Here is a 25505-nt window from a genome sequence, read left to right as displayed (position 1 = left end):
ATGCGTCTCCTCCACACCATGCTGCGGGTCGGCAATCTGGACCGTTCTTTGGCTTTCTACACGGAAGTGCTGGGCATGACCCTGTTGCGCCGTCAGGATTACCCGGAAGGCCGCTTCACCCTGGCCTTTGTGGGCTACGGTCCGGAAGCGGAACAGGCGGTCATTGAATTGACCCATAACTGGGATACACCGGCCTACGACCTGGGCACGGGCTTCGGCCACGTGGCCCTGGGGGTGCCGGATGCGGCGGCGGCCTGTGCCCAAATCCGGGCCCGGGGCGGCAAGGTGGTGCGGGAAGCCGGGCCCATGAAACACGGCAGCACCATCATCGCCTTCGTGGAAGACCCGGATGGCTATAAAATCGAACTGATCCAAGAGCGGACCTGACAGGCGGAGCCCCGCCCCGGCCGGAGAACAGCATGAGCAAGCGTATTTTGGTGGTGGACGACAGCCGGGTGAGCCGGATGATGGTCAAGGCCCTGGTCCAGGACAAGCACGGGGACTGGGTGGTGGATGAGGCGGCCAACGGGGACGAGGCCCGGGCCAAGGTGAGCGAGGCGGCCTACGACCTGGTGACCCTGGATTTCAACATGCCCGGCATGGACGGCCTGACCCTGGCGGCCAAGCTCCGCCTGGCGGGCTGTATGGCGCCCCTGGCCCTGATGACCGCCAATGTGCAGGACGCCATTCGGGATAAATCCCAGGCCATGGGCGTCCATTTCATCAAAAAGCCCGTGACCCCCGCCACCGTGGCGGAAGTCATGGCCCTCATCGGCGGCTGAAAACCGGCCCGGAAGGGCCGTCTTTTGGACCTGTAGATTTCCTTCCGGTGGAGAGGGCCGCATGACGGTCTTCTCCCGGCAGCCTCCCCTGGCCTTAAAGCCCCAGGCCCCGATGCCGGGGCCGATTGTTTTCTTCCAGTAACCACGCCCCTTTCCGGGGCGTTTTTGTCTTCTCCTGTGCCTCCCTTGCCCCGCCGCCGCCCATGCGCCGGGGGGGCGGCCGGGGTAAAATCCGCCCATGACCGATCCCCGCTTTATCCACCTCCGTCTCCACAGCGAGTTTTCCATCACCGAAGGCATCGTCCGTCTGGACGCGGCCATCGAGCGGGCGGAAACGGACGGCATGCCGGCCTTCGCCCTCACCGATCTGGCCGCCGGTTTCGGCCTGGTGAAGTTCTACCGGGCGGCCCGGCCCCACGGCATTAAGCCTATTTTCGGCAGCGACCTGTGGCTGGCCAACGAGGCGGACCCCACCAATCCCTATCGGCTGCTCTTGCTGGTGGGGGACCAGGATGGTTACCTGCGCCTCTGCGAGCTGCTCTCCAAGGCCTATCTGGTGCCGGACCGGCCGGAGCGGGCGGAAATCCGCCGGGCCTGGCTGGACGAGCTGGGCTGCGGCGGCCTCATCGCCCTGTCCGGCGCCGACCACGGGGACATCGGGGAAGCCCTGCGCAACGGCAAGCCCGCCTTGGCGGCGGAGCGGGCCCGGGAATGGGCCCGGCGTTTCCCCGACAGTTTCTACCTGGAGGTGCAGCGCTACGGCCAGCCCCAGCAGGAAGCCATGGTGCGGGATACGGTGGCCCTGGCGGCGGAGCTGGACCTGCCCCTGGTGGCCACCCACCCTATCCAGTTCATGGATCGGGAAGACTTCAAGGCCCACGAGGCCCGGGTCTGTATTGCCCAGGGCTATGTGCTGGGGGATCGGCGCCGGCCCCGGAATTTCACCGAGGAACAGTATTTCAAGACCCAGGGGGAAATGGCGGAACTCTTCGCCGACCTGCCCGAGGCCCTGGAAAACACGGTGGAAATCGCCAAGCGCTGCAATGTGAATCTGGTGCTGGGCAAAAACTTCCTGCCCCAGTTCCCCACGCCGGATGGGGTGAGCCTGGACGATTACCTGGCCAAGACCGCCCGGGACGGCCTGGAAGTGCGCCTGGCCCAGCTTTACCCGGACCCGGAGGAGCGCCTGGCCCGGCGCCCCGAGTACGATGCCCGCCTGGAACGGGAAATCAACACGGTGATCCAGATGGGGTTCCCGGGCTACTTCCTCATCGTGGCGGACTTTATTAACTGGGGCAAAAACAATGGGGTGCCCGTGGGCCCGGGCCGGGGCTCCGGGGCCGGCTCCCTGGTGGCCTACAGCATCGGCATTACGGACCTGGACCCCCTGCGCTACGCCCTGTTGTTCGAACGCTTCCTGAACCCGGAACGGGTGTCCATGCCTGACTTTGACGTGGACTTCTGCCAGGACAACCGGGGCCGGGTGATCGACTACGTGCGCCACCGTTACGGCCTGGACGCCGTGTCCCAGATCGCCACCTTCGGCACCATGTCCTCCAAGGCGGTGATCCGGGACGTGGGCCGGGTGCTGGACCTGCCCTACAGCCTCTGCGACTCCCTCTCCAAGCTCATTCCGGTGGAGCAGAACAAGCCCCTGTCCCTCACCAAGGCCATTGAAGCCGAGCCCCAGCTCAAGGAAAAAATCGACTCGGAAGAGGAAATCAAAGAACTCTTCGAGCTGGCCATGAAGCTGGAGGACACCACCCGGAACATCGGCATGCACGCCGGGGGCGTGGTGATCGCCCCGGGCAAGCTCACCGAATACAGCCCCCTCTACTGCCAGCTGGGTTCAGATTCCGTGGTAACCCAGTACGACAAGGACGACGTGGAAAAAGTCGGCCTGGTGAAGTTCGACTTTCTCGGGCTGCGCAACCTGACCATCATCAAGCTGGCGGTGGATTACGTGGAGCGGCTCACCGGGAGCTGCCCCGATCTGCTGGCTCTGGGCTACGAGGACCAGGCGGCCTACCAGATTCTCAAGGATGCCAACACCACCGCCATCTTCCAGGTGGAATCGGAGGGCATGAAAAAGCTGCTGAAAAAGCTGCAGCCGGACCGCTTCGAAGACATCATCGCTGTGCTGGCCCTCTACCGGCCGGGCCCCTTGGGTTCCGGGATGGTGGATGACTTTATTCTGCGGAAAAAGGGCCAGCAGAAAATCGACTATTTCCACGAAGACTTGAAAGCCGCCCTGGAGCCCACCTACGGGGTGATCGTGTACCAGGAACAGGTGATGCAGATCGCCCAGATCATCGGCGGCTACACCCTGGGGGGCGCCGACTTGCTGCGCCGGGCCATGGGGAAGAAAAAAGTCGAGGAAATGGCCAAGCACCGGGACATCATGCGGGAGGGCGCACGCAAGAAAGGCTACGATGAAAATCTGGCCATGCAGCTCTTCGACTTGATGGAGAAGTTTGCCGAATACGGCTTCAACAAGTCCCACACCGCCGCCTATGCGGTGGTCACCTACCAGACCGCCTGGCTCAAGGCCCACCATTGCGCCGCCTTCATGGCCGCCACCATGTCCGTGGACATGGACAACACGGATTCGGTGAAAATTTTCGTGGAGGACACCCTGAAAAACGGGGTGACCATCCTGGGGCCGGACGTGAATGCCTCGGATTACCGCTTTGTCCCGGTGGATCCCAAGACCATCCGCTATGGCCTGGGCGGGGTCAAAGGCACGGGCCAGCAGGCGGTGGAATGCATTCTGGCCGCCCGGGAAGCGGACGGCCCCTTCAAGGACCTGTTCGATTTCTGCCGCCGGGTGGATAAGCGCATGGTGAACCGGCGCACGGTGGAAGCCCTGATCCGGGCCGGTTCCTTCGATTCCCTGGACCCGGACCGGCACAAGATGCTGGCCTCCGTGGGCATCGCCCTGGAAGCGGCAGAACAGGTCCAGCGGGACGCCCTCCAGGCGGGTCTCTTTGATGCCGGTCCCGCCTCCGTGGAAACGGCGGTGGATTTCGTCAGCGTGCCCCCCTGGGATGAGCGGGAACGGCTCATGCAGGAAAAGCAGGCCCTGGGCTTTTTCTTCTCCGGCCACCCCTTTGACGCGGTGAAGGGAGAAGTGTCCCGCTTCGTGCGCCGCAACCTGTCCCAGCTGGAACCCCAGAAGGATTTTCAGCTCCTGGCCGGGCTGGTCACCGGGGTGCGCACCAAAATTACCCAGCGGGGCAAAATGGCCTTCATCCAGCTGGACGACGGCAGCGATATGAAGGAAGTGTCCGTCTTCAGCGAAACCTTCGACGCCAACCGGCAGCGCCTCAAGGAAGACGAGGTGCTGGTGGTGGAAGGCAAGGTGCAGAAGGACGACTTTTCCGGCGGCCTGCGCATTGTGGCGGAAAACATTTACACCCTGGCCGAAGCCCGGGGCCGTTTCGCCCGCCAGCTGCGCCTGGCCATGAACGGCAACGGGGATGCCCGCAAACTGCAAAACCTGATCGCCCCCTATGTGAGCCCGGAAGGCTGCCCCATCCGCATTGCCTACACCAACCCGGTGGCGTCCTGCGAACTGCTCCTGGGGGAAAAGGCCCGGGTGCGCCCCGACGAGGAATTGCTCAAAAGCCTGCGGGACTGGCTGACGCCAGAAGCCGTGGATTTGCAATATCAATAGGGGGCGCGCCCCGGCCCCCGCCAAGGAATCTACCCATGTTCCCCTCCCACCCCATTGCCGCCGCCCCCCTGGGGGCCGGTGCCCTGGCCCTGCTTCTGGGCCTGGGCGGCTGCCATGTCCATGTGACCCAGGACAATTACGCCCGCTTGAAAGTGGGCCAGACCTACGATCAGGTGGTGGCGGTGCTGGGCAGCCCGGACCGCTGCGATGACTCCCTGGTGGAACAGCATTGTTCCTGGGGCAGTGTGGAAAGGCGCATCACCATTGTTTTCCTGGACGGCAAGGCGGTGCAGCTCAACGCCCAGGGCTTGCATAAGTAATCCGGGGCGCCGGGGGCGGTCTCCCACCGGGGCCGGGCCGCGGGCCCCCGTCTTGCCTTAATCCCGCTCCGGTGTTGGTTTCCCGCCCCTGCCATGCTTCTGGGCCTGGGGTGTTTGTTTCCCCTGGTGGCCCCACCGGCTCTCCCTTCGTTCCTTTGGAATCCCCATGACCGCTCCCACCCTCATCGACCAGGCCAGCCTGGATGAACTCAGCGCCCAGGCCCGGCAACTGCCCCGCCTGCGCCGCAATCGCAACTTCCATCCCACGGATGACTTCCCTGCCCACCGCCTGCTCAACGGGGTGGAACCGGGCTCCTACATCCGCCCCCACCGGCACCTGGACCCGGCCAAGGACGAAACCCTGGTGGTGCTGCGGGGCCGTTTCGGGCTGGTGTTGTTCGATGAGGGGGGGCGGGTGCTGGACCGGGTGGTGCTGGCGGCGGGCGGGCCCGCCCTGGGCATGGATATTCCCCATGGCTGCTTCCACGCCATCCTCTCTTTGGCCCCGGGCTCGGTGTTTTTTGAAGCCAAGGCCGGGCCCTTTCTGCCCCTGACGGAGGCGGAAAAGGCCCCCTGGGCGCCCCCGGAGGGGGCCCCGGAAGCGGCGGCCTATCTGGCCTCCCTGGAAGCCCTGTTCGCCTGAATCTCCGTAGGAAGTGGGGCGAAGGAGCCTGCTTCCTGCGCTCCGAGCTTAAGGGGCCTCGGCGGCCGTCAGTAGCGGCGTGATCTGGCTTTCCAGGCTAGCTTCCGTCCATTCCGCCGGGCCGGACCAGCCGTTGTGCCGCAGGATGCCCTGGCGATCCACCACAAAGCTCACCGGAATGCGCCAGATACGCCCCCAGCCCGGGTAATGCATGTCCCGGGCCATGGCGCCAGCAAAGCCGTAAGAGGCCAGGGTCTGGCGCACCTGGGCCCTGGCCCCCGGGTCGTCCAGGCTGATGGCCAGAATGACCAGGCCCTGATCCCGGTGGCGGCGATAGTAGGCGTCCAGAATCGGCATTTCCCGGCGGCAGGGCTCACACCAGGTGGCCCAAAAATGGATCAGCACCACCGGGGCACGGGCCGTTCCCGGTGCTGCCGGGTGCAGGGCGAGGGGCTGGCCGTCTAGCAGGGTGCCGGATAGGTCCGGGGCCGGGCTGCCTACCTCCAGGGCCCGGGCGCTCAGACTCAAGCCCAGGAGCAGTAGCCCCAGAATCAGGCTCAGGAGCCTAGAAGGCATAGCGTACGCCCAGGGAGGCGGTGGTCTTGGGGGTCAGCTGATAGCCGTTCACGTCTTGGAACAGGGGCACCTGGACAAAGCCATAGACCGAGGTCTGGGCATTGATCTTGTAGGTCACCCCCGGGCTCAGGTACACCAGGCGTCCGCCGCTATTGTCCTGGTCTGCCTGGGCCCCCTGATCCTTGCCCGCCACCCGGGCGTTGATCTGCACCTGGGGCACCCAGTTGCCCCCGTTCATGTAGCGCACCCCCAGATTGAAATTGAGGGATTTACCCGGCCGATACTGGTCCTTGCTATCCAGCGGCGTTTGGGCCAGGGCCTGGGCGAAATAATCCCAGTTCTGGGAAAGGGCATCGAAAAAGTAGGCCCCCAGGAGCAGGTCCGTGGTGCCGCTGCCCGGTTGCAGGCCCCGGTCCAGGGGGGCGCTGCTGTCAAAGGTCTGGGTGTGGCTGCCGGTGGGCAGTTTCAGTCCGAACTGGAGGCCCAGATTGTGGCCGGGCAGCCAGCCCTGGTAGCGGCCCAGCACCCGGATATCCCCCAGATCGTTGTGGCTGGAATGGTCCGGGCTGGCGTGGTCTTCCCCCAGGGTGCCGTGTTCCCGGTCAATCTGGGGAATCTGCACATTCACCCCCCAATCCGGGGCCGGGCTGTAATCCAGGCCCAGGGTCAAGTAGCGGTTATGGGAATAGGTTTCTAGCTCCTGGCCGTCCGGCACCTGGGACGCGTTAACTTTGCTCCGGTTGTGGCGCAGCTGATCCTGGTTCAGATAGTCGTAGCGCAGATCCACCTTCCAGCCGGAAGTGGTGGAAAACCCCTGGCTTTCCCAGTCGGAACTCAAGGTGCAGCCGCAACCGGCGCAGGCCAGGGCCGTGGGGGCCCAGGCCAGGGAGAGAAGCAGGGCGGTGAGGGAAAGGGGGGCGGGGCAGGGGCGGCGATGCAGGGGCATGGATAGGGCGCCTCGGAAGGTGAAAAAGGGGGCCGGAGCCGGAAAGTGGGCCGATGCTACGGAGCTTTCCTGTCGCCAACCTGCCCCAGACCACAGGTGCGACCTTATGTCGCAGGGGTGGTGAAGGCGCCGGCCCCTGCGGTTATGATGCAGGCTTACCCTTTGCCCAGGAGCTTGCCATGACCTTTCCCTGGAAGCCTGCCGCCCTATCCTGCCTCGCCCTGGCCGGCTGCGCCGCTCCGGCCCCCGTGCCCTTCCAGTTGCTGGATAGCCAGGCCCATGTCTATCGGGGCACCTTCCTGCCCGGGCCCCAGACCCTGAGCGTGGATATCGGCACTCGCCATTACCGGGGCTTCTACCTGGTGGAAACCGGCCTGGCCACCACCACCCAAAGCTGGCCCGCCTGGCGGGGTTTCCCCCGGGACAGCACCACCATCATCAACAGCAACGCCGCCCGGGCCTACCTGAAAGCGGAAGACGGCGCCCAACTAAGCTGCCAGTTCCTCTTTGGAGGCTCCCGGGCCTTGGGAGATTGCGTTTCCCCGGGCGGGGAAAAGTATCAACTGGTGGTGGATGGGCAGCCGTGAAGGGGGAGGTTTGAGGCTGATGTGGGGGCGGGAGATAGGGGGGGGGCTTGCTTCTGCCTTCGGCCAAGAGCGCTCAAAGATCAAACTACCGAAAAGCGGCCGTATAATGCCATTGGCACTTTTTGAGTGTTTGCGGGGGATGGCGAAATATTTAGTACTGTGTGTTGGCTGACAGTATTCGGAGATTCATTGTTTAAAACAATTGATTACCTAATGATGGGCGCTAGGTTATCCGTCACACGTCTGAGTAACCTTGCGAAGTAACGTCCACATTACGTTATGTATCTATACATCATGCGAAAACTTGCTCTTGCTGTTCTCGTAGTACTTGTTGCATTCAACGCAAGTGCGAGGGAGTACGGACACTACGATCCTAAGCGTTTGCTTACGATTTCAGAAACTCCTTCGGGGAAGAAATATGGTTTTAATGGTGCGTATCTTGACCAAATACTGAATGATCTCTCGGCCCATGCGAAGAACTACCCGCCCATATTTGATACTCCACAAGATAAACAACGCGCTGCCCAAGACGTGAAGGTGGTGTCTGGACTGCTAGACATCATGATTAACGTCCCGACCCCAAATCCAGACCTTCTAATCCGAGCTGGCTACCTCAATAGCATGGGCCACAATCTTGATGTTCCCGGGGCAGCTGAAAAAGCGAATTCAATCTTCCTCAAGCTCCTTGCGGCAATACCTTCTGATCCGCGGGGTAACTACATGTATGGAACGTTTCTCGCGGGCATTGGTAAGCCGAAAGAGGCCCTCACTTACCTTGAAAAAGCGCTTTCCGTTGGTGTTGTTGATGCAGCGTACGCTATCGGTATGACGTATTTGATGCTTGGCGACAAAGATCAGGCCCTAAAGAATCTTGAAGACTACAAGCGCCGCAAGCCGAGCGATGGAAGTGTCGACACGCTCATTGACGCTATTCGTAATGGAAAGCTTGAGCTTAAGAGGAACCCCGGTTGAAGCAGTGTGCCCATAGATATCAACACGGGCGCTCCGCCTAGCGGCGGAGCGCCGATTAGTTAGGACGTTAGACCTCTTCGCGATGAACCAAGATGCTCTCTCTGCTCTAGCTGAGTTCCTCAATGCTGCAGGCTGGAACTACAGCGTCTTTCTTCAGAGCTACGGCACGCCCTTCGCTGCGAGCGTCTCGTCAGAGGTGGTCATACATAGTGCGCTGGGTGCTACGGCGGTTGTTGGTGGTTGCAGCGAGGTCACGCCTGCGGAGGCGTTGGCAGAGGTTAAAGAGTCGCTTACCTATGCAGGGGACAGTGGCGCTGGCCCCGCTCCACAGGCAATGCAGTCCGAGCACTTTGCAGAGCTGCTTGATACCGTGCTCGCCGAAGTAGGTGCTGCCGTTGCGCGATCAACACGAATTGAGCGGTTCTGGTTGAAGGAGGGGCACCCCGCCTATCCTGTTTTCTGGGATTTTGCGTTTCTGCTCAGGAAAGAGAATGAGGCAGTTGTTATCGTTGGTTCAAGCTCGGACTGAAATGCGAGCGGTAGCTACCAAGAGGTCTAACCCTGCGTTCGAGAGGGGCCTCGCGCGAAAAACCGTGCGAGGCCCCTCAACTCCACGTTGAACGTCTGCTTTTCCAAGCCGGCAACTTCCGCTTTTAGTCAGGAGACGACCCGTGCTACCGGAGGCCTTAGTTAGCGCGGTTTTCGTCATCCCCAAAACTCCGCTCTACACTTAGCCTTCCGATTCTGCCTGCTGCCCATAAAAAAAGCCGCTCCAAAGAGCGGCTTTTTTTTTGCGCCTTGCGGCTACGGGGCTTACAGCTTGGCGGCGTTCTTGGCCAGGTAGTCGGCCACGCCTTCGGTGGAGGCCTTCATGCCGGATTGGCCTTTTTGCCAGCCGGCGGGGCAGACTTCCCCGTGTTCTTCGGTGAATTGGAGGGCGTCCACCAGGCGGATGAATTCGTCCACGTTACGGCCGAGGGGGCCGTCGTTCACGTATTGGTGACGCACCACCCCTTCCTTGTCGATCAGGAAGGCGCCACGGAAAGCCACGCCACCGGCGGATTCCACGTCATAGGCTTGGATGATTTCGTGTTTCACATCGGACACCAGGGTGTAGCCCACTTTGCCGATGCCGCCCTTTTCCACCGGGGTGTTTTTCCAGGCCAGGTGGGTGAAGGGGGAGTCGATGGAGCAGCCGATGACTTCCACATTGCGCTTCTTGAATTCCTCCAGACGGTGGTCGAAAGCGATGATTTCGGAGGGGCAGACGAAGGTGAAGTCCAGGGGGTAGAAGAACAGCAGGGTGTACTTGCCCTTGACGAATTCGGACAGCTTGATGTCCTTGATTTCGTTGTTACCGAGTACGGCGGAGGCGCTGAAGTCCGGAGCTTGCTTGCCGACGAGAACGGCCATGTTGTTTCTCCTTGATGTATGAAAGTTGGGAATGCTGCTTGTAGGTCGAAGTGGCCCGAAGGCCGCAGGAACCCGAAGAATCTAACCGACCCGGAAAGTCCCTGTCAATTTGCGCCCAGGCCTGGAAACAGGCTGGCGCTCAAGTAGGGCGCGGGGGTGGCCACCAGGTTGCCCTGGAATAGGGCTTCGATGACGGGCACTTCCCGCCAGGGCTGGTCCATGAAGCTAAGGCCAACTTCTTCCACTAAAGTTCCCGACCAATAGGCCTGGGCCAGTTGTCCCAGGGTGTCCAGGTCCATGTTGTGGGGCAGGTGGAGGTATTCGATCCAGCTGGCGTCGTGGTAGGAGCACAGGTAGGCGCCCCGGGTGCAGACCCGGGTGAGCTGTTTGCCGAAGACCCGGGCGGGAAATTTCTGCCGGTAGTTTTCTGCGTCGATGCGGGTGGCGAAGAGAAAGAGGGCGTGGAGCCGGGAGGGGTAGTGGCCGAAGCTGCGCTGGCGGAAAAACTCCAGGTTGTATTCGGCAAAATAGCTTTGCACCAGCAGGGGGTCGCCCCCGGCGGGGGCCGCCAGATTGGCCGCGAAGGGGCCGCCGCTCTGGAAATTCCAGTTGGGCAGTTCTTCGTCTGGCCGTAGCCAGGTATAGAGTTCCAGGGGGGCGTCGCCGCGCAGGAGATTATCCATAGCGGCTATTTTGTCAGAGGGTGGGGTACTGTTCAAACGGGCAGGGAAAGGGGCTCTCTTCTTCCGCCAGGTGGACCTCCACCAGGCTGACCCGGGCCGAGGGTGGCCCTTTGTGGGCCCAGCCCACCAGACAATCCACCGCCTCCGTGGGGCCCCGAAGCAGGGCTTCCACCGTGCCTTCCCGGCGATTGCGCACCCAGCCGCAAAGGCCCAGGACATCGGCCTCCCGGCTCAGATACCAGCGAAAGCCCACGCCCTGAACCCGGCCGTGGATGATCAGGCGCACCGCTTTATCGGTCATGGTCGGTTTCCTCGGTGGGGGCCCCGTCATCCCGGGGCAGGCGCAGGGCCACCCGGCTCCAGGCCTGATCCAGGTCGTCCACCAGATTGGCGTCTCCCAGGGTGTCGGCGAAGCCGGAGCGGTGGATCAGGGAACGGGGCTGGGCTTGCAGCCCCGCCAGGATCAGGCCCCCGTCCCGCTTGGCCAGGAGCCGGTGCAGGGCTTCCAGGGTGTCCAGACCCGTGGTGTCCAGGTTGATGACCTGGTGCAAATCCAGGAGCACCCAGCGGGTGTGGGCGGCGTTCTGGTCAATCAGGGTCTGAAGCTTGCCCACGGCGCCGAAAAACAGGGAGCCATAGAGCCGATAGGCGGTGACCGGCTGGCCCCGGGCCCAGTCCGGCAGGGGCAGGGCGTCCGCATGGGTGAGTTCGGACATGCGGTAAATGAAAAACAGGGAGGCCAGCACCATGCCGATTTCCACCGCCAGGGTGAGATCGAAAATCACCGTAATGAAAAAGGTGGCCAGCAGGGTGACCCGGTAATTGAGGGAATAGCGGGGTAGTTCCTTGAAGCCGTGCCATTCCCCCATATTCACCGCCACCACCACCAGAATGGCGGAGAGGGTGGCCAGGGGAATATGCCGGGCCAGGGGGGCGGCCAGGAGCACGATGGCCAGCAGGGTGACGGAGTGGATTAGCCCGGCCACCGGGGTGCGGCCCCCGGCCCGCACATTGGTGGCGGAACGGGCAATGGCGCCGGTGGCGGCAAAACCGCCCCACAGGGGGGCGAGGAGATTGGCGATGCCCTGGCCGATCAGTTCCTGGTTGGGATCGTGGCGGTCGTCGATCTGGCCGTCCGTGACCCGGGCGGAGAGCAGGGATTCAATGGCCCCCAGGAGGGCGATGGTGAGGGCCGGGGCGATCAGGTTGTGCAGGGTGGAAAGGCTGAAGGCGGGCAGCTGGAAGGGCGGCAGGCCCTGGGGAATGCCGCCGAAGCGGCTGCCGATGGTTTCCACGGGGAACTGGCCCAGGGCCTGGGCCAGGGTGCCCAGCACCAGCACCGCCAGGGGCCCGGGAATGAGGCGCAGCAGGGGCACCCCGGCCCGCACCAACCGGTTCCAGACCAGGAGCAGGGCCAGGGAGGCCCCGGCCAGGGCCAGGGTGGGCAAGTGGGCGTGGGGTAGGGCCGCCCCCAACTGGGCCATGCGGGCAAAGAATTCCGCCGGCAGGGCTCCCGTGGGCAGGCCGAGAAAATCCTTCATCTGGCTGAGGAAGATGAGCACCGCAATGCCGTTGGTAAAGCCGATGACCACGGAGACGGGAATGAAGCGGATCAGGGCCCCGAGCCGCACCGCCCCCATGAGGATGAGGATGATCCCGGCCAGCATGGTGGCGATGAGCAGATTGGCCAGGCCGTAGCGGGCCACGATGCCGTAGAGAATGACGATGAAGGCCCCGGTGGGGCCGCCGATTTGGACCCGGGAGCCGCCGCAGGCGGAAATGGCCAGCCCGGCCACAATGGCGGTCCAGATACCCGCCGCCGGGCTAAGGCCGGAGGCGATGGCGAAGGCCATGGCCAGGGGCAGGGCCAGGACCCCCACCGTAATACCGGCGGAAAGGTCCCGGCCGAATTGGGCCCGGTTATAGCCGGGCAGGCAGTCCAGGAGTTTGGGATGGAAGGTGAACATGGGGAGGGGGCCGCCTTTCCTCAAGGGAGCGGGCGGCAGGTGGGCCGGGCCCAGGAGCGGGGGCGGCGGATTGGCAGGAGGGGGTGTCGGGCGGTCCCGAAAGGAACAACGCCCCAGCCGGATCGGGTCATGAAATCAGGCTAGGGCGGGGGGCTGACATGGCCCTTACAGGGGCCGGGCACCGGGAAAGGGCGGAATTCTGTCTATTTCACCCGCATGCCCGGCTGGGCGCCACTGTCCGGGGAGAGGATGTAGAGGCCGCCGGTTTTACCTTCCGGATCGGAGGCGGCCAGCACCATGCCTTCCGAGAGGCCGAACTTCATTTTGCGGGGCGCCAGGTTGGCCACCATCACCGTGAGCCGGCCCACCAGGGTGGCCGGGTCGTAGGCGGACTTAATGCCGGCGAAGACCTGACGGGGCTTTTTTTCCCCGATGTCCAGGAGCAGGCGGATGAGCTTATCTGCCCCTTCCACATGGGAGGCTTCCACGATTTTGGCGATGCGCAGATCCACCTTCATGAAGTCGTCGATGCTGATGTGGGGACCAGCGGCAGCGGCCATGGCGCCGTCCTTGGCGGCCTGCTGCTGCTTTTCCCCGTGGCGCTGTTCCGAGTGGGGCGCCGCCGCCGGGGCGGGGGCCAGGGAGGCTTTGTTGGCTTCCACCAGGGCATCCACCTGCTTGGGGTCGATCCGGGTCATCAGATGCTGGTAGGGCTGGATTACGTGACCGGCAGCCAGCAGACTATCCAGGTCGCTCCAGGCCAGGGGCGCCACATTGAGGAAGGCGGCGACCCGGTCCGCCAGGGCGGGTAGCACCGGCTTCAGGAGAATGGTGAGCAGGCGGAAGAGATTCAGGGCATTGCTGCAAGCGGCGTGGAGGGCGGCTTCCTGGCCTTCCTGCTTGGCCAGTTCCCAGGGCTTCACCGTATCCACGTACTGATTCACCGTGTCCGCCAGGGCCATGATTTCCCGCAGGGCCTTGCTGTATTCCCGACCTTCGTAGAGTTCCGCGATGCGGGGGGCCGCTTCCCGGATGGCGGCATAGGGGGCCAGGCTTTCATCGGCCACAGTGAGCTTGCCGTCGAAGCGCTTGCTGATGAAACCGGCGGCCCGGCTGGCGATATTCACGTATTTGCCCACTAGGTCCGAATTCACCCGGGCGATGAAGTCGGGGAGGGACAGGTCGATGTCTTCCAGGGTGTTGGTCAGCTTGGCGGCGAAGTAATAGCGCAGCCATTCCGGATTGAGGCCCTGCTTCAGGTAGCTGTCCGCGGTGATGAAGGTGCCCCGGGACTTGGACATTTTCTGGCCGTCCACCGTGAGGAAGCCGTGGGCGAAAATCTTGGTGGGGGTGCGGAAGCCCGCGTGGGTCAGTTCGGCGGGCCAGAACAGGGCGTGGAAGTAGAGAATGTCCTTACCGATGCAGTGGTACAGCTCGGTGGCCGCGTCCTTTCGCCAGTATTCGTCAAAATCCAGGCCCTGCTTGGCGCACAGATTGGCGAAGGAGCCCATGTAGCCGATGGGGGCGTCCAGCCAGACGTAGAAATATTTGCCCGGGGCGTTGGGGATTTCAAAGCCGAAATAGGGGGCGTCCCGGGAAATATCCCAGTCGGTAAGCTTGTTTTCCCCCTCCGCCCCCAGCCATTCCTGCATTTTGTTGGCGGCTTCCGGCTGCAGCCGGCCCGGTTCCCGGGTCCAGCGCCGGAGAAAGCCCTGACAGCGGGGATCGGAAAGCTTGAAGAAATAGTGGTCCGAGGTGCGCAGCACCGGCTTGGCGCCGGATACGGCGGAATAGGGATGCTTCAACTCATTGGGGGTGTAGGCGGCGCCGCACACCTCGCAGTTGTCCCCGTACTGGTCCTTGGCGCCGCACTTGGGGCATTCCCCCTTGATGAACCGGTCCGGCAGGAACATTTCCTTCACCGGGTCGTAGAACTGTTCGATGGAGCGCACTTCGATGAGCTCGGCGGCCTGCAACTTGGCGTAAATCTCTTCCGCCAGTTCCCGGGTTTCCGGGGTGTTGGTGGAGTAGTAATTGTCGAAGCCAATGAGAAAGCCGGCGAAGTCCCGGGTGTGTTCCTCATAGACCCGGGCGATGAGCTGTTCCGGACGAATGCCTTCCTTCTGAGCCCGCAGCATGATGGGGGTGCCGTGGGTGTCGTCGGCGCACACCAGCCAGCAGTCGTGCCCCCGCATTTTCTGGAAGCGCACCCAGATGTCGGTCTGGATGTACTCCACCAGGTGGCCCAGGTGAATGGAGCCGTTGGCATAGGGGAGGGCGGAGGTGACGAGAATCTTGCGCTTCATGGCGGGAAAGGTGAGGGCGAAAAGACCACATTCTACCTTGTGTGGCGGTCAAACTCCCGTTCCCCCGGGGTGGGCGGAGGGCCCGGGCTTCCCCCTGTGCTTTCTGCCCCTGCCGGAGGGGCCCCTTTTGTTTTATACTTGACGTAAATACTCAGGTATCTTCAGGAGCCCCCCATGACCCTTACCGTCGCGGCCGTCGAAGCCGCCCTCCGGTCCCTTCAGGACCCCAATACCCAGCAGGACTACGTGACCAGCAAAGCCGCTCGTAATATCCGGGTGGATGGCAATGACGTGTCCCTGGACGTGGAATTGGGCTACCCGGCCAAGAGCCAGATTGACCTCATCCGCAAGGCGGTGATCGAGGCCCTGAAAGCCCTGCCCGGGGTTGGCAACGTGTCCGCCAACGTCTATAGCAAAATCGTCTCCCATACGGTGCAGCGGGGCATCAAGCTCCTGCCCGGGGTGAAAAATATTATTGCCGTGGCTTCCGGCAAGGGGGGGGTGGGGAAGAGCACCACCGCCGTCAATCTGGCCCTGGCCCTGGCCCAGGAAGGGGCCACCGTGGGCATTCTGGATGCGGACATTTACGGTCCCTCCCAGCCCCAGCTGCTGGGCCTTTCCGGCCGCCAGCCCGATTCCAAGGACGGCAACAGCCTGGAGCCCCTGGAAGCCTACGGCCTGCAAGCCATGTCCATCGGTTTTCTCCTGGAAGACGCGGAAACCCCCATGGTCTGGCGCGGCCCCATGGTCACCCAGGCCCTGGAACAGCTGCTCCACGATACCAACTGGCGCGACCTGGATTACCTCATTGTGGATATGCCTCCGGGCACCGGGGACACCCAGTTGACCCTGGCCCAGAAGGTGCCCGTCACCGGGGCGGTGATTGTCACTACGCCCCAGGATCTGGCCCTCATCGACGCCCGCAAGGGATTGAAGATGTTTGAGAAGGTGGGTATTCCCATTCTCGGTATTGTGGAAAACATGTCCCTCCACATCTGTTCCAACTGCGGCCACGAAGAAGCCATTTTCGGCGTGGGGGGCGGGGAAAAGATGTGTCAGGACTACGGGGTGGAGTTCCTGGGCAAGCTGCCCCTGGACATGGCCATCCGGCAACTGGCGGACGGCGGCAAACCCACCGTGGTGGGAGCCCCCGATTCCCGTCCGGCGGAACTCTACCGGGCCATTGCCCGCAAGGTGGCGGTGCGGGTGGGGGAACGGGCCAAGGACATGACCAACAAATTCCCCAATATCGTGGTGCAGAACACCTGAGGCGGCCGTTGGGGCTTTCCCCCGCCAGGGCCGGCACCGGGTAACCGGGCCGGCCCGGTTTTTATGGGGCTAGGCGGGGGAGGGGGGGCTGGCCTCCGCCCCCGAGGGGGCGGTGCAGGCGTACCATGGGGCTGGGCGCGTCTTTCCTAGAAGCGGCAGGGGCGCCCCGGGGGGGCGCCCACTGACGGGCATCCCGTGGCCTTGTTGCAAAATTGTGCTTTTTATGCCCCCCGACACCAAGTAGAATCCCGCTTTTTCCAAGGTATTGGGGTAACCCGGATGTCCATCAAGTCCGACAAGTGGATCCGCCGCATGGCGCAGGAACACGGCATGATCGAACCTTTTGCGCCCGAACTGGTGCGGGAGGTGAATGGCCAAAAGATCGTTTCCTACGGGACTTCCAGCTACGGCTACGATATCCGCTGTGCCCGGGAATTCCGGGTGTTTACCAATATCAACTCCACGGTGGTGGACCCCAAGTCCTTCGATCCCCAGTCCTTTGTGGAAATTGAGTCGGATTGCTGCATTATTCCCCCCAATTCCTTCGCCCTGGCCCGCACCATCGAATATTTCCGCATTCCCCGCAATGTGCTGACCGTGTGCCTGGGGAAGAGCACCTACGCCCGTTGCGGCATTATTGTGAACGTCACCCCCTTCGAGCCGGAATGGGAAGGCTACGTGACCCTGGAGTTTTCCAACACCACCCCCCTGCCTGCCAAAATTTACGCCGGGGAAGGTTGCGCCCAGGTGCTGTTCTTTGAATCCGATGAGGTTTGCGAGACCTCCTACAAGGATCGGGGCGGCAAGTACCAGGGTCAGGTGGGCGTCACCCTGCCCAAGATATAGTGACCGTCATTGTCCCGTCACCCGAACCGTTTACTTTTGCGACGCCCCGCCAGCCGGGGCGTCTGCTTTAGGAGTCTGCGATGAAATTCCGTTTTCCCGTCTTCATCATCGACGAAGACTTCCGTTCCGAGAATGCCTCGGGACTGGGTATCCGGGCCCTGGCCAAAGCCATTGAGGATGAAGGTCTGGAAGTCCTGGGGGTGACCAGCTACGGGGATCTGTCCTCTTTCGCCCAGCAACAGAGCCGAGCCTCCGCCTTTATTCTGTCTATCGACGATGAGGAATTCTTTTCTCCCGAAGCGGCGGATAAGGCCATTGCGGACCTGCGTACCTTCGTCAAGGAAATCCGTTTCCGCAACGCGGAAATTCCCATTTTCCTCCACGGGGAAACCCGTACCTCCCGGCACATTCCCAATGACGTGCTGCGGGAGCTCCACGGTTTCATCCACATGTACGAGGACACTCCGGAATTCATCGCCCGCTATGTGGTGCGGGAAGCCAAGGCCTACCTGGATTCCCTGCCGCCGCCCTTTTTCCGGGCCCTGACCCACTATGCGGCGGATGGCTCCTATTCCTGGCACTGTCCCGGTCACTCCGGGGGCGTGGCCTTTCTGAAAAGCCCGGTGGGCCAGATGTTCCACCAGTTTTTCGGGGAAAACATGCTGCGGGCCGATGTCTGCAATGCGGTGGAAGAACTGGGCCAGCTCCTGGACCATACCGGTCCGGTGGCGGCGTCGGAGCGCAACGCGGCGCGAATTTTCAACGCCGACCACCTGTATTTCGTCACCAACGGCACCTCCACCTCCAACAAAATCGTTTGGCACTCCACCGTGGCGCCGGGGGACATTGTGCTGGTGGACCGCAACTGCCATAAGTCCATTCTCCACGCCATCATGATGACCGGGGCCATCCCCGTGTTCCTCATGCCCACCCGGAACAACTACGGCATCATCGGGCCCATTCCCAAGTCCGAGTTCAAGTGGGAAAACATCCAGAAAAAGATCGCCGCCCACCCCTTCGCCAAGGAAGCCAAGGGCAAGCCCCGGGTGCTGACCATTACCCAGTCCACCTACGACGGGGTGATCTACAACGTGGAAGCCATCAAGTCCGAGCTGGATGGCAAAATCGATACCCTCCACTTCGACGAGGCCTGGCTGCCCCACGCCACCTTCCACGATTTCTACAAGGGCATGCACGCCATCGGCAAGGACCGGCCCCGCTGCAAGGAATCCATGGTCTTTTCCACCCAGTCCACCCATAAGCTCCTGGCGGGCCTGTCCCAGGCCTCCCAGATCCTGGTGCAGGATTCCAAGACCCGCAAACTGGACCGGCACAGCTTCAACGAAGCCTTCCTGATGCACACCTCCACCTCGCCCCAGTACGCCATTATTGCCAGCTGTGACGTGGCGGCGGCCATGATGGAAGAGCCGGGAGGCACGGCCCTGGTGGAAGAATCCATCGCCGAAGCCCTGGATTTCCGCCGGGCCATGCGCAAGGTGGACGAGGAATGGGGCGCCGACTGGTGGTTCAAGGTCTGGGGCCCGGATTACCTGGCCGCGGAAGGCATGGGGGACCGGGAAGACTGGATGCTGCGGGCCGGGGACCGGTGGCATGGCTTCGGCGATCTGGCCGAAGGCTTCAACATGCTGGACCCCATCAAGGCCACTATCATTACCCCGGGGCTGGATGTGGACGGGGAATTCGCCGAACGGGGCATTCCCGCCGCCATCGTCACCAAGTACCTGGCGGAACACGGGGTGATTGTGGAGAAGACCGGGCTCTACTCCTTCTTCATCATGTTCACCATCGGCATTACCAAGGGTCGCTGGAATACCCTGGTGACCGAGCTGCAACAGTTCAAGGACGATTACGACAAAAACCATCCCCTGTGGAAGGTGCTGCCCGAATTCGTCGCCAAGCATCCCCGCTACGAGCGGGTGGGGCTGCGGGACCTGTGCCGCCAGATTCACCACGTCTACAAGGAAAACGACGTGGCTCGCCTGACCACGGAAATGTACCTGTCCGACATGGTGCCTGCCATGCGTCCGGCAGATGCCTTCGCCAAAATGGCCCACCGGGAAATCGACCGGGTGCCCATCGACGAGTTGGAAGGGCGCATCACCTCCGTGCTGCTCACCCCCTATCCTCCCGGTATTCCCCTGCTCATTCCTGGGGAGCGCTTCAACCAGACCATCGTCCAGTACCTGAAATTCGCCCGGGAATTTAACGATAAATTCCCCGGCTTCGAGACCGATATCCACGGTCTGGTGCAGACGGACATTGAAGGGGAAATCCACTATTTCGTGGATTGCGTGCGGCAACGCTAAGCCAGCTTCGGGCTGGACATGAAAAAGGGCGCCAAGAGGCGCCCTTTTCTTTGGGGGGACGGGGGCTTAGGCCGCCCGCTCCCGGGTGACGAAGGCGTAAATCAGCCCGGAATCCGTGCGGTGGGTTTCCCGGGCCGTTTCGGGCCACCGGGCCCCATCCACCGGGGGAAAAAAGGCGTCTGCCGCCGGGCTGTCCGCCACCTCGGTGAGGTAGAGGCGGTCAGCCAGGGCCAGGGCTTCCCCGTAAAGCTGGGCGCCCCCGATGACAAACACCTCCGCCAGGCTGGCCGCGGCCGACTCTTGCCCCCCTTGGGGGCGGGCTGCCAGGGCCAGGGCGGCTTCCAGGGAGTGGGCCAGCTCTGCCCCAGGGGCCTGGTAATCCGGGTTGCGGCTGATGACGATATTGCGGCGTCCCGGCAGGGGGCGGAAACGGGGGGGGAGGGATTCCCAGGTTTTACGCCCCATGAGCACGGTACGCCCCTGGGTGAGGGCCTTGAAATGGGCCATATCCTCCGGCAGGGACCAGAGCAGGCGGTTGTTGAGACCGATGGCCCGATTGGCGCCAACGGCGGCGATGAGGGCCAGGGGGGGTGTGGCAGGGGCAGAGGTCATGGGGCGATAAGGTTCGGAAAAGGGGGCGGCAGAGGCGGCGCTTCAGAGCTGGCCGTAACGGCGGCAATAGGCGATCAGGCCCCGGGTAGAAGCATCCAGGGAATCGTCCGGATGGCCTTCCAGGGCGGGCTGGAGGCGGCGGGCTAGTTTCTTGCCCAGTTCCACCCCCCACTGGTCGAAGGAATTAATGCCCCACACCACCCCCTGAACGAATACCTTGTGCTCGTATAGGGCCAGGAGCAGACCCAGGTGATAGGGGTCCAGACGGGGCAGGACCAGGGTGGTGGAGGGCTGGTTGCCAGCAAACACCTTGTAGGGCAGCAGGGCCTGGATTTCCGCTTCCTGGCGGCCTTCCCCTTCCAGATCGGCTCGGGCTTCCCCTTCCGTGCGGCCAAAGGCCAGGGCGGCGCTCTGGGCCAGACAATTAGCCAGCAGGGGGCCGTTATGGCCGGGCAGGGGATAGTCGCTGGTGGCGGAAATGATGAAATCGCTGGGAATCAGCCAGCCCCCCTGGTGCAGGAGCTGGAAAAAGGCGTGCTGGCCGTTGATGCCGATTTCTCCCCAGACTATGGGGTTGGGCTGACAGCCCAGGGGGCTGCCGGTGCGGGAAATGGTCTTGCCGTTGCTCTCCATTTCCAGCTGTTGCAGGTAGGCGGGCAGGGCGCGCAGGGACTCATTGTAGGGCAGGATGGCCAGGGTCTCGGCGCCGAGGAAATTGGTGTTCCAGATGCCCAGCAGCCCCATGAGCACGGGCAGATTCCGTTCCAGGGGCGTTTCCAGAAAATGCTTGTCCATGGCCTGGGCGCCGGTGAGCAGGCGCTCGAACTGGGTCATGCCGATGGTTAGCACCAGGGCCAGACCCACGGCGGACCACAGGGAATAGCGGCCCCCCACCCAGTCCCACATGGCGAACAGGTTTTCCTGAGGAATGCCGAAGCGGCCAGCCTCTTCCGTGGCGGCCGTTACCCCCACGAAATGGCGGGCGATCACCGCTTCCCGGTTTTCTTCCCCGGCGGAGGCTAGCAGCCATTCCCGGGCGGTCTGGGCGTTGCGCAGGGTTTCCTGGGTGGTAAAGGTCTTGCTGGCGACGATGAACAGGGTGGAGCGGGGATCCAGGGTTTCCAGCAGGGGGGCCAGCTGGGCCCCGTCCAGGTTGGAAACGAAATGGACGTGGAGGCCGGGATGCTCATAGGCGGACAGGGCCTTGGCGGCCATTTTCGGCCCCAGGTCCGAGCCACCAATGCCCAGATTTACCACATTGCGGATGGCTTCCCCGGAAAAGCCCCGCCACAGGCCGCTGCGCACCCGCTCGGAAAAGTCCCGCATGTGCTGGCGCACCTGGCGCACCTGGGGCATCACATTGTCCGTCGCTGTGGGGAAGGGGCCCGGGCCGAGAAAGCGCAGGGCCGGGTGCAGCACCGCCCGATGTTCACTGAAATTGATGGCCTCTCCGGCAAAAAGCCGGTCCCGCCAGCTTTCCACTTCCGCGGCCCGGGCCAGGGCCACCAGGAGCGCTACGGTTTCCTGACTGACCCGCTGCTTGGAAAAGTCAGCGAGAAAGTCGTTGTGGCGTAGGGCTAAATGACTGAAACGCTCCGGGTCGGCGGCGAAAAAGTCCCGCAGATGGCGGTGTTTGACCTGTTCCCGGTGGGCCAGCAGGGCCTGCCATTCCGGGCTGTGGGTGATATCCATGGGCATGGGGTGGGATCAGACTGCCACCGGGGCGGCGATATGGGGATGGGGATCGTAGCCTTCCAGCTGGAAATCTTCGAAGCGGAAGGCGAACAAATCCCTCACCTCCGGATTGATCCGCATGGTGGGCAGGGGCCGGGGGCTGCGGGACAGCTGGAGCCGGGCCTGATCCAGGTGGTTGCTGTAGAGGTGGGCGTCCCCCAGGGTGTGGACGAAATCCCCGGGCCGGTAGCCGCAGACCTGGGCCACCATGAGGGTGAGCAGGGCGTAGGAAGCGATGTTGAATGGCACCCCGAGGAAAATGTCCGCGCTGCGCTGGTAGAGCTGGCAGCTCAGCCGGGGCCGGGCATCCGCCGCCCCTTCCGGGGCCGGAGCCACGTAGAACTGGAACAGGCAATGGCAGGGGGGCAGGGCCATGGCGTCCACGTCCCCCGGGTTCCAGGCGGAGACGATGTGACGGCGGGAATCCGGATTCTTTTTCAGGTTTTCTACCAGCTGGGCCACCTGGTCGATCACCCGGCCGTCGGCGCATTCCCAGCGCCGCCATTGCTTGCCGTACACCGGTCCCAGTTCGCCCTTGTCGTCCGCCCACTCGTCCCAAATGGAAACCCCGTTGGCCTTCAGGTAGGCAATATTGGTGTCTCCCTGGAGAAACCACAGCAGCTCATGGATGATGGAACGCAGGTGGAGTTTCTTGGTGGTGACCACGGGAAAGCCCTGGTCCAGGTCGAAACGCATCTGCCAGCCAAAAACGGAGCGGGTGCCGGTACCGGTCCGGTCGGCTTTCACCTGGCCGTGGTCCAGCACATGGCGCATGAGGTCCAGATACTGCTGCATGGGGGGGAATCCCAAGGAATTGGAAACGGCTTATTGTAGCCTATCCCCGGCCGTCCCTCCCCCGGGGGAAAGGGGCCTGGCGGGGGCTAGGGCCGGGCCCGGGCCCCATCCCAACGGAATTCCCGGTTATACTTTCGCCCATCCCCTGGCTGCCAGACAGCCCCTTTGCAAGGGTCTTTCCGCCGTGATTCTCGACCTCTTTTCCCCCAAGCCCGATCATCCCCTGGCCGATCCCAAGGAATTGCAACGCACCATCGCCGAGTTGCCCCTGGACAACACCTTCCGGGCGGTGGATGAAATAAACGGTTGGCTGGAATCCCTGCCTTCCGCCACCGACTTTCGCTGTGACAAGCTGTTTGCCGTGGTGCGGGCTCTGGACGAGGCGGCCCAGCCCCATCTGCGACGCCTGACCCGGGACTATCTCCTTTCCCCCCGCCTTTCCCGTACCGAGGAAAAGCGCCTGTGGGCCGTGTGCGCCGGTTTCTGGGCTAATCTGGCGAAAAATTACGAAACCTGTCTGGACCGTTACGAGGGCCAGGAAACGGGGGGCGAAAAGCGGGCGGCGGATAACCTGAAAAGCGATCTGCCCCTGCTCCTGAGCCGGGCCATCGGCGCCCTGGGGGTCTATTGCAAGTGGCAGCTGTTCCGCTACGGCCCCATCGACGGGGAACTGTGGCAGCGCCTGGGACGCCTGTTTCTGGTGGCGGAAGGGGCGGGGCTGGGGGACAAGGCGGTGGGCCTCTATCCCGCTTCCCACGGCCTCACTTCCCCCGGGGGGGAATACGTCAAGGTACTGATGTGCTACGCCTCTTCCATGGACTGTCTGCTGCCCGTGGAAATCGAGCTGGCCAAGCGCCTCATCAACCATTTCTACGGCGGCTTCAACTTTTCCCGCCAATCCGGGCCGGACAGCGTTTACTGGGTGGACCCGGCCCAGGGCCTGGCCCCCATGCGTCTGGTGATGGAGCCGGAGGCCAGCCCCACCCTCCATTTTCTGGCCCCCGGCCGGGCGGTGGAGCGGCTCAATAACTTGACCCGGGAAGTGGAGCAGGGCCGTCTGCCAGGGGAGCTCAACCTGGGGGGGCAGTATCCCCTGCCCCTGGTGCTGGGCGTGCTGCGCCACCTGCAACAATGTTGGCAGCCCATTCCCCCCCAGCGCCACCATCCCCGGCACCGGGTAAAAAGCCGCATGACCGTGGTCCATGGCTTAGATGGGGCCCGGCAGGCGGTGCAGTTTCCCGGGCTGGACCCGGCTGCGGCGGAAAGCTGGATTGTGGAAGACGTGAGCCGGGGCGGCTTCGGCGCCACGGTGACGGGCAGCCATGGGGACTGGCTGCGGGTCGGCGCCCTCCTGGCCATGCGCCCGGACGGAGGGGACAACTGGGTGATTGGGGTGGTGCGCCGCTATGTGAAGGAGCGGGATGATCTGATCCAGGTGGGCATTCGCACCGTGGGTCGTCAGGCCCAGTGTCTCAGCCTGCGGCCCCGGATGGCGGCCTCCTACGCCCTGTCCGGCGGGGTGCCGGGCCTGCGTCTGGAAGACGGGGAACCGGGGGTGGTGCGTCTGGTGCTGCCCCGGGCCACCTTTGATCCCCGGGAAGCCCTGGAATTACCCGGTAACGGTGGCGGTCTCCTGACCCCGGTGGAACTGGCGGAAGCCGGGTCGGATTACGAAATCGCCCATTACCGCCAGGCCCAGCCCCTGAGCGCCGCCGGATAAGGACTGGCAAGGACCGGTGGGGATGGGGTGTCCGGAAGCCCGTGGGGCCTTCCGGACCTTGGGGGCGGTTGGGGAAGGGCTTAGGCCTTGGGGCGCCGGGCGGACTTGGGGCGGAAGGCCGCCACCACCGATTCCCGGGTTTCCACGTAGGGGCCGCCGATCAAATCCAGGCAGTAGGGCACGGCGGCGAAAATACCCGGTACCGCTTTTTGCCCGTCCCGGGCCGGCAGGCCTTCCAGGGTTTCCTGGATGGATTTGGGCTGGCCCGGCAGATTAAGGATCAGGGCCCCGCCCCGGATCACCCCCACCTGGCGGGAGAGGAGGGCGGTGGGGACGAAACACAGGCCGATCTGGCGCATCTGTTCCCCAAAGCCGGGCATGACCTTGTCCGCCACCGCCAGGGTGGCTTCCGGGGTCACATCCCGGGGCGCCGGGCCGGTGCCTCCCGTGGTCAGCACCAGATGGCAGCCCCGTTCATCCACCAGCTCCTTCAGGGTGGCTTCAATGCCCGCCTGATCGTCCGGAATGAGCCGCCGTTCCCGCTCCATGGGATTAAGCACCGCCTGATCCAGCCAGGCTTCCAGGGCTGGCAGCCCCTTATCTTCATACACGCCGGTGGCGGCCCGGTCGCTGATGGAGACCAGACCGACCCGCAGGATTTCCTGGTCCATCAGATTTCCCCCCCGTCTTCCTCCCCGCCCGTGGGGGCGAGAGGGGCAAGAGTCGTAAGACTCCGGTCGTCCAACTCCTTGAGTGCCTGGAACAGGGCCCGGTAATTACGGGGGGCCTTGTTCTGTTCCTTTTCCTTGATGGCGTTGCGGCGCAGCTGGCGCAGATGGGTCAGGTCCGCCCCCGGGTAGGTGGTGGCGATGTGGTTCAGGGTCTGCTCGTCGTCCAGCAGGGTTTCCCGCAGGTGTTCAAGGCGGTGCAGCCGGGCGTTTTCCGCCACGGAGGCGCCGTTCACTACGTCCAGGGCCAGACGCAGGGGCTCCGGATCCACTTCCCGCATAAGCCGGCCGATGTATTGCAGGTGACGCTTACGGGCTCCGTGGCTGGTGATGCGGTAGGCCTCCAGCAGGGCGTCCCGGAGAATGTCGGGCAGGTCCTGCTTATCCAGCAGGCGCTTGAGCCGGTCCAGGGGCAGGGCTACCAGGGTTTCCCCCAGTTCCTGCAAATCTTCCATGGCGCGTTTGCGCTGGGTTTTACTGGGCGGCAGGTCTTGGTCGTTGGAAGAGGGCTTGTCCATGGGATCGGCTTGGAGAGACGGGGTGGAAGGGGCGGCGGCTGCCGCCAAACTGCTATGATAGCGGCTTTCCACCCCTCACTGCTGG

Annotated in this window: 24 protein-coding genes; 12 read left to right on the top strand and 12 right to left on the bottom strand. The window is 63.4% G+C overall.

Going from position 1 to position 25505, the window contains the following annotated elements; genetic code table 11:
• The 5 genes from gloA (at window position 1) to Azoinq_RS04965 (ending at window position 5421) form a co-directional block, all read left to right on the top strand.
• Window positions 1–387, top strand: a complete 387-nt coding sequence (gloA, locus tag Azoinq_RS04985) for a lactoylglutathione lyase (RefSeq protein WP_216131594.1) — start codon at window positions 1–3, stop codon at window positions 385–387.
• A 32-nt stretch (window positions 388–419) separates the two neighbouring features.
• Window positions 420–782: a response regulator gene (locus Azoinq_RS04980; protein ID WP_216131597.1), complete on the top strand. Its 363-nt coding sequence runs from the start codon at window positions 420–422 to the stop codon at window positions 780–782.
• 238 nt (window positions 783–1020) lie between these two features.
• On the top strand, window positions 1021–4458 hold the full coding sequence (gene dnaE / locus Azoinq_RS04975; RefSeq protein ID WP_216131600.1) for a DNA polymerase III subunit alpha: 3438 nt from the start codon (window positions 1021–1023) through the stop codon (window positions 4456–4458).
• 35 nt (window positions 4459–4493) lie between these two features.
• Entirely contained in the window at window positions 4494–4778 is a 285-nt protein-coding gene (bamE, locus tag Azoinq_RS04970) for an outer membrane protein assembly factor BamE domain-containing protein (RefSeq protein WP_216131603.1), read from the top strand.
• A 166-nt stretch (window positions 4779–4944) separates the two neighbouring features.
• Window positions 4945–5421, top strand: coding sequence for a WbuC family cupin fold metalloprotein (locus Azoinq_RS04965; protein ID WP_216131607.1), 477 nt, complete (start codon window positions 4945–4947; stop codon window positions 5419–5421).
• 48 nt (window positions 5422–5469) lie between these two features.
• On the opposite strand, the gene Azoinq_RS04960 is transcribed toward Azoinq_RS04965, so the two are convergent.
• Window positions 5470–5997, bottom strand: a complete 528-nt coding sequence (locus tag Azoinq_RS04960; RefSeq protein ID WP_216131610.1) for a TlpA disulfide reductase family protein — start codon at window positions 5995–5997, stop codon at window positions 5470–5472.
• Complete coding sequence (locus tag Azoinq_RS04955; protein WP_216131614.1) at window positions 5987–6943, bottom strand: transporter family protein; 957 nt, start codon at window positions 6941–6943, stop codon at window positions 5987–5989. Before Azoinq_RS04955 ends, Azoinq_RS04960 begins: the two co-directional genes overlap by 11 nt.
• A 179-nt stretch (window positions 6944–7122) precedes the next feature.
• Here Azoinq_RS04955 and Azoinq_RS04950 point away from each other — a divergent pair, with 179 nt between their 5' ends.
• The 3 genes from Azoinq_RS04950 (at window position 7123) to Azoinq_RS04940 (ending at window position 9031) form a co-directional block, all read left to right on the top strand.
• On the top strand, window positions 7123–7530 hold the full coding sequence (locus tag Azoinq_RS04950; protein ID WP_216131616.1) for a hypothetical protein: 408 nt from the start codon (window positions 7123–7125) through the stop codon (window positions 7528–7530).
• Window positions 7531–7809: 279 nt separating this feature from the next.
• Window positions 7810–8502: a tetratricopeptide repeat protein gene (locus Azoinq_RS04945; protein ID WP_232368564.1), complete on the top strand. Its 693-nt coding sequence runs from the start codon at window positions 7810–7812 to the stop codon at window positions 8500–8502.
• Between the two features lie 82 nt (window positions 8503–8584).
• Window positions 8585–9031 (top strand): hypothetical protein, encoded by a 447-nt coding sequence (locus tag Azoinq_RS04940; protein ID WP_216131619.1) that lies wholly within the window; start codon window positions 8585–8587, stop codon window positions 9029–9031.
• 284 nt (window positions 9032–9315) lie between these two features.
• Here Azoinq_RS04940 and Azoinq_RS04935 read toward each other — a convergent pair whose 3' ends face one another.
• The 5 genes from Azoinq_RS04935 to metG form a co-directional block, all read right to left on the bottom strand.
• On the bottom strand, window positions 9316–9915 hold the full coding sequence (locus Azoinq_RS04935; RefSeq protein WP_216131623.1) for a peroxiredoxin: 600 nt from the start codon (window positions 9913–9915) through the stop codon (window positions 9316–9318).
• Window positions 9916–10019: 104 nt separating this feature from the next.
• On the bottom strand, window positions 10020–10598 hold the full coding sequence (locus tag Azoinq_RS04930; protein WP_216131625.1) for a hypothetical protein: 579 nt from the start codon (window positions 10596–10598) through the stop codon (window positions 10020–10022).
• 13 nt (window positions 10599–10611) lie between these two features.
• Window positions 10612–10899 carry an acylphosphatase gene (locus tag Azoinq_RS04925; protein WP_216131628.1) on the bottom strand — a complete coding sequence of 96 codons (288 nt, stop codon included), beginning with the start codon at window positions 10897–10899 and terminating at the stop codon, window positions 10612–10614.
• Window positions 10889–12565, bottom strand: a complete 1677-nt coding sequence (locus Azoinq_RS04920) for a SulP family inorganic anion transporter (RefSeq protein ID WP_216131631.1) — start codon at window positions 12563–12565, stop codon at window positions 10889–10891. Before Azoinq_RS04920 ends, Azoinq_RS04925 begins: the two co-directional genes overlap by 11 nt.
• Window positions 12566–12768: 203 nt before the next feature.
• Entirely contained in the window at window positions 12769–14871 is a 2103-nt protein-coding gene (metG, locus tag Azoinq_RS04915; protein WP_216131634.1) for a methionine--tRNA ligase, read from the bottom strand.
• Between the two features lie 174 nt (window positions 14872–15045).
• Between metG and apbC the strand changes: the two genes are divergently transcribed.
• From apbC to Azoinq_RS04900, 3 genes are all read left to right on the top strand, one after another.
• Complete coding sequence (apbC, locus tag Azoinq_RS04910) at window positions 15046–16140, top strand: iron-sulfur cluster carrier protein ApbC (RefSeq protein WP_216131637.1); 1095 nt, start codon at window positions 15046–15048, stop codon at window positions 16138–16140.
• A gap of 279 nt (window positions 16141–16419) precedes the next feature.
• A complete protein-coding gene (dcd, locus tag Azoinq_RS04905; RefSeq protein WP_216131639.1) occupies window positions 16420–16986 on the top strand; it encodes a dCTP deaminase in 567 nt (188 codons plus the stop codon).
• A gap of 80 nt (window positions 16987–17066) precedes the next feature.
• Window positions 17067–19313: an arginine/lysine/ornithine decarboxylase gene (locus Azoinq_RS04900; protein WP_216131642.1), complete on the top strand. Its 2247-nt coding sequence runs from the start codon at window positions 17067–17069 to the stop codon at window positions 19311–19313.
• Between the two features lie 66 nt (window positions 19314–19379).
• Here Azoinq_RS04900 and Azoinq_RS04895 read toward each other — a convergent pair whose 3' ends face one another.
• Genes Azoinq_RS04895 through Azoinq_RS04885 form a run of 3 tightly spaced genes read right to left on the bottom strand, consistent with a single transcriptional unit; the run spans window position 19380 to window position 22454 of the window.
• Window positions 19380–19925, bottom strand: coding sequence for a dihydrofolate reductase (locus Azoinq_RS04895; RefSeq protein ID WP_216131645.1), 546 nt, complete (start codon window positions 19923–19925; stop codon window positions 19380–19382).
• A 42-nt stretch (window positions 19926–19967) separates the two neighbouring features.
• Complete coding sequence (gene pgi / locus Azoinq_RS04890) at window positions 19968–21617, bottom strand: glucose-6-phosphate isomerase (RefSeq protein WP_408627111.1); 1650 nt, start codon at window positions 21615–21617, stop codon at window positions 19968–19970.
• A gap of 15 nt (window positions 21618–21632) precedes the next feature.
• The gene (locus tag Azoinq_RS04885; protein ID WP_216131651.1) at window positions 21633–22454 is read right to left on the bottom strand and encodes a thymidylate synthase; all 822 of its coding nucleotides are present in this window, start codon (window positions 22452–22454) and stop codon (window positions 21633–21635) included.
• A gap of 184 nt (window positions 22455–22638) precedes the next feature.
• Between Azoinq_RS04885 and Azoinq_RS04880 the strand changes: the two genes are divergently transcribed.
• Window positions 22639–24174, top strand: coding sequence for a hypothetical protein (locus Azoinq_RS04880; protein ID WP_216131654.1), 1536 nt, complete (start codon window positions 22639–22641; stop codon window positions 24172–24174).
• An 80-nt stretch (window positions 24175–24254) separates the two neighbouring features.
• Here the strand turns inward: Azoinq_RS04880 and mog are convergent, their stop codons facing one another.
• Both mog and yjgA read right to left on the bottom strand, forming a co-directional pair.
• Window positions 24255–24845 carry a molybdopterin adenylyltransferase gene (mog, locus tag Azoinq_RS04875; protein ID WP_216131657.1) on the bottom strand — a complete coding sequence of 197 codons (591 nt, stop codon included), beginning with the start codon at window positions 24843–24845 and terminating at the stop codon, window positions 24255–24257.
• The gene (yjgA, locus tag Azoinq_RS04870; protein WP_232368563.1) at window positions 24845–25492 is read right to left on the bottom strand and encodes a ribosome biogenesis factor YjgA; all 648 of its coding nucleotides are present in this window, start codon (window positions 25490–25492) and stop codon (window positions 24845–24847) included. The genes mog and yjgA overlap by 1 nt, the downstream gene beginning before the upstream one ends.
• Window positions 25493–25505: the final 13 nt, after the last annotated feature.

Origin of the sequence: Azospira inquinata (genome assembly GCF_018905915.1) — a bacterium.
Lineage (GTDB): Bacteria > Pseudomonadota > Gammaproteobacteria > Burkholderiales > Rhodocyclaceae > Azospira > Azospira inquinata.
The sequence above is the reverse complement of the archived record's forward strand: the minus strand, read 5'-3'. Positions and strand labels throughout refer to the sequence as shown.

Excerpts from the sequence above, each read along its gene's own strand:
- Azoinq_RS04960 (WP_216131610.1), bottom strand. The coding sequence starts at position 5,997 with ATGCCTTCTAGGCTCCTGAGCCTGATTCTGGGGCTACTGCTCCTGGGC.
- Azoinq_RS04955 (WP_216131614.1), bottom strand. The coding sequence starts at position 6,943 with ATGCCCCTGCATCGCCGCCCCTGCCCCGCCCCCCTTTCCCTCACCGCC.
- Azoinq_RS04945 (WP_232368564.1), top strand. The coding sequence starts at position 7,810 with ATGTATCTATACATCATGCGAAAACTTGCTCTTGCTGTTCTCGTAGTA.
- Azoinq_RS04895 (WP_216131645.1), bottom strand. The coding sequence starts at position 19,925 with ATGACCTCTGCCCCTGCCACACCCCCCCTGGCCCTCATCGCCGCCGTT.
- Azoinq_RS04965 (WP_216131607.1), top strand. The coding sequence starts at position 4,945 with ATGACCGCTCCCACCCTCATCGACCAGGCCAGCCTGGATGAACTCAGC.
- Azoinq_RS04925 (WP_216131628.1), bottom strand. The coding sequence starts at position 10,899 with ATGACCGATAAAGCGGTGCGCCTGATCATCCACGGCCGGGTTCAGGGC.
- dcd (WP_216131639.1), top strand. The coding sequence starts at position 16,420 with ATGTCCATCAAGTCCGACAAGTGGATCCGCCGCATGGCGCAGGAACAC.
- apbC (WP_216131637.1), top strand. The coding sequence starts at position 15,046 with ATGACCCTTACCGTCGCGGCCGTCGAAGCCGCCCTCCGGTCCCTTCAG.
- metG (WP_216131634.1), bottom strand. The coding sequence starts at position 14,871 with ATGAAGCGCAAGATTCTCGTCACCTCCGCCCTCCCCTATGCCAACGGC.
- mog (WP_216131657.1), bottom strand. The coding sequence starts at position 24,845 with ATGGACCAGGAAATCCTGCGGGTCGGTCTGGTCTCCATCAGCGACCGG.
- Azoinq_RS04940 (WP_216131619.1), top strand. The coding sequence starts at position 8,585 with ATGAACCAAGATGCTCTCTCTGCTCTAGCTGAGTTCCTCAATGCTGCA.
- Azoinq_RS04885 (WP_216131651.1), bottom strand. The coding sequence starts at position 22,454 with ATGCAGCAGTATCTGGACCTCATGCGCCATGTGCTGGACCACGGCCAG.
- Azoinq_RS04900 (WP_216131642.1), top strand. The coding sequence starts at position 17,067 with ATGAAATTCCGTTTTCCCGTCTTCATCATCGACGAAGACTTCCGTTCC.
- Azoinq_RS04935 (WP_216131623.1), bottom strand. The coding sequence starts at position 9,915 with ATGGCCGTTCTCGTCGGCAAGCAAGCTCCGGACTTCAGCGCCTCCGCC.
- Azoinq_RS04950 (WP_216131616.1), top strand. The coding sequence starts at position 7,123 with ATGACCTTTCCCTGGAAGCCTGCCGCCCTATCCTGCCTCGCCCTGGCC.
- Azoinq_RS04930 (WP_216131625.1), bottom strand. The coding sequence starts at position 10,598 with ATGGATAATCTCCTGCGCGGCGACGCCCCCCTGGAACTCTATACCTGG.
- bamE (WP_216131603.1), top strand. The coding sequence starts at position 4,494 with ATGTTCCCCTCCCACCCCATTGCCGCCGCCCCCCTGGGGGCCGGTGCC.
- gloA (WP_216131594.1), top strand. The coding sequence starts at position 1 with ATGCGTCTCCTCCACACCATGCTGCGGGTCGGCAATCTGGACCGTTCT.
- Azoinq_RS04980 (WP_216131597.1), top strand. The coding sequence starts at position 420 with ATGAGCAAGCGTATTTTGGTGGTGGACGACAGCCGGGTGAGCCGGATG.
- Azoinq_RS04920 (WP_216131631.1), bottom strand. The coding sequence starts at position 12,565 with ATGTTCACCTTCCATCCCAAACTCCTGGACTGCCTGCCCGGCTATAAC.
- dnaE (WP_216131600.1), top strand. The coding sequence starts at position 1,021 with ATGACCGATCCCCGCTTTATCCACCTCCGTCTCCACAGCGAGTTTTCC.
- pgi (WP_408627111.1), bottom strand. The coding sequence starts at position 21,617 with ATGGATATCACCCACAGCCCGGAATGGCAGGCCCTGCTGGCCCACCGG.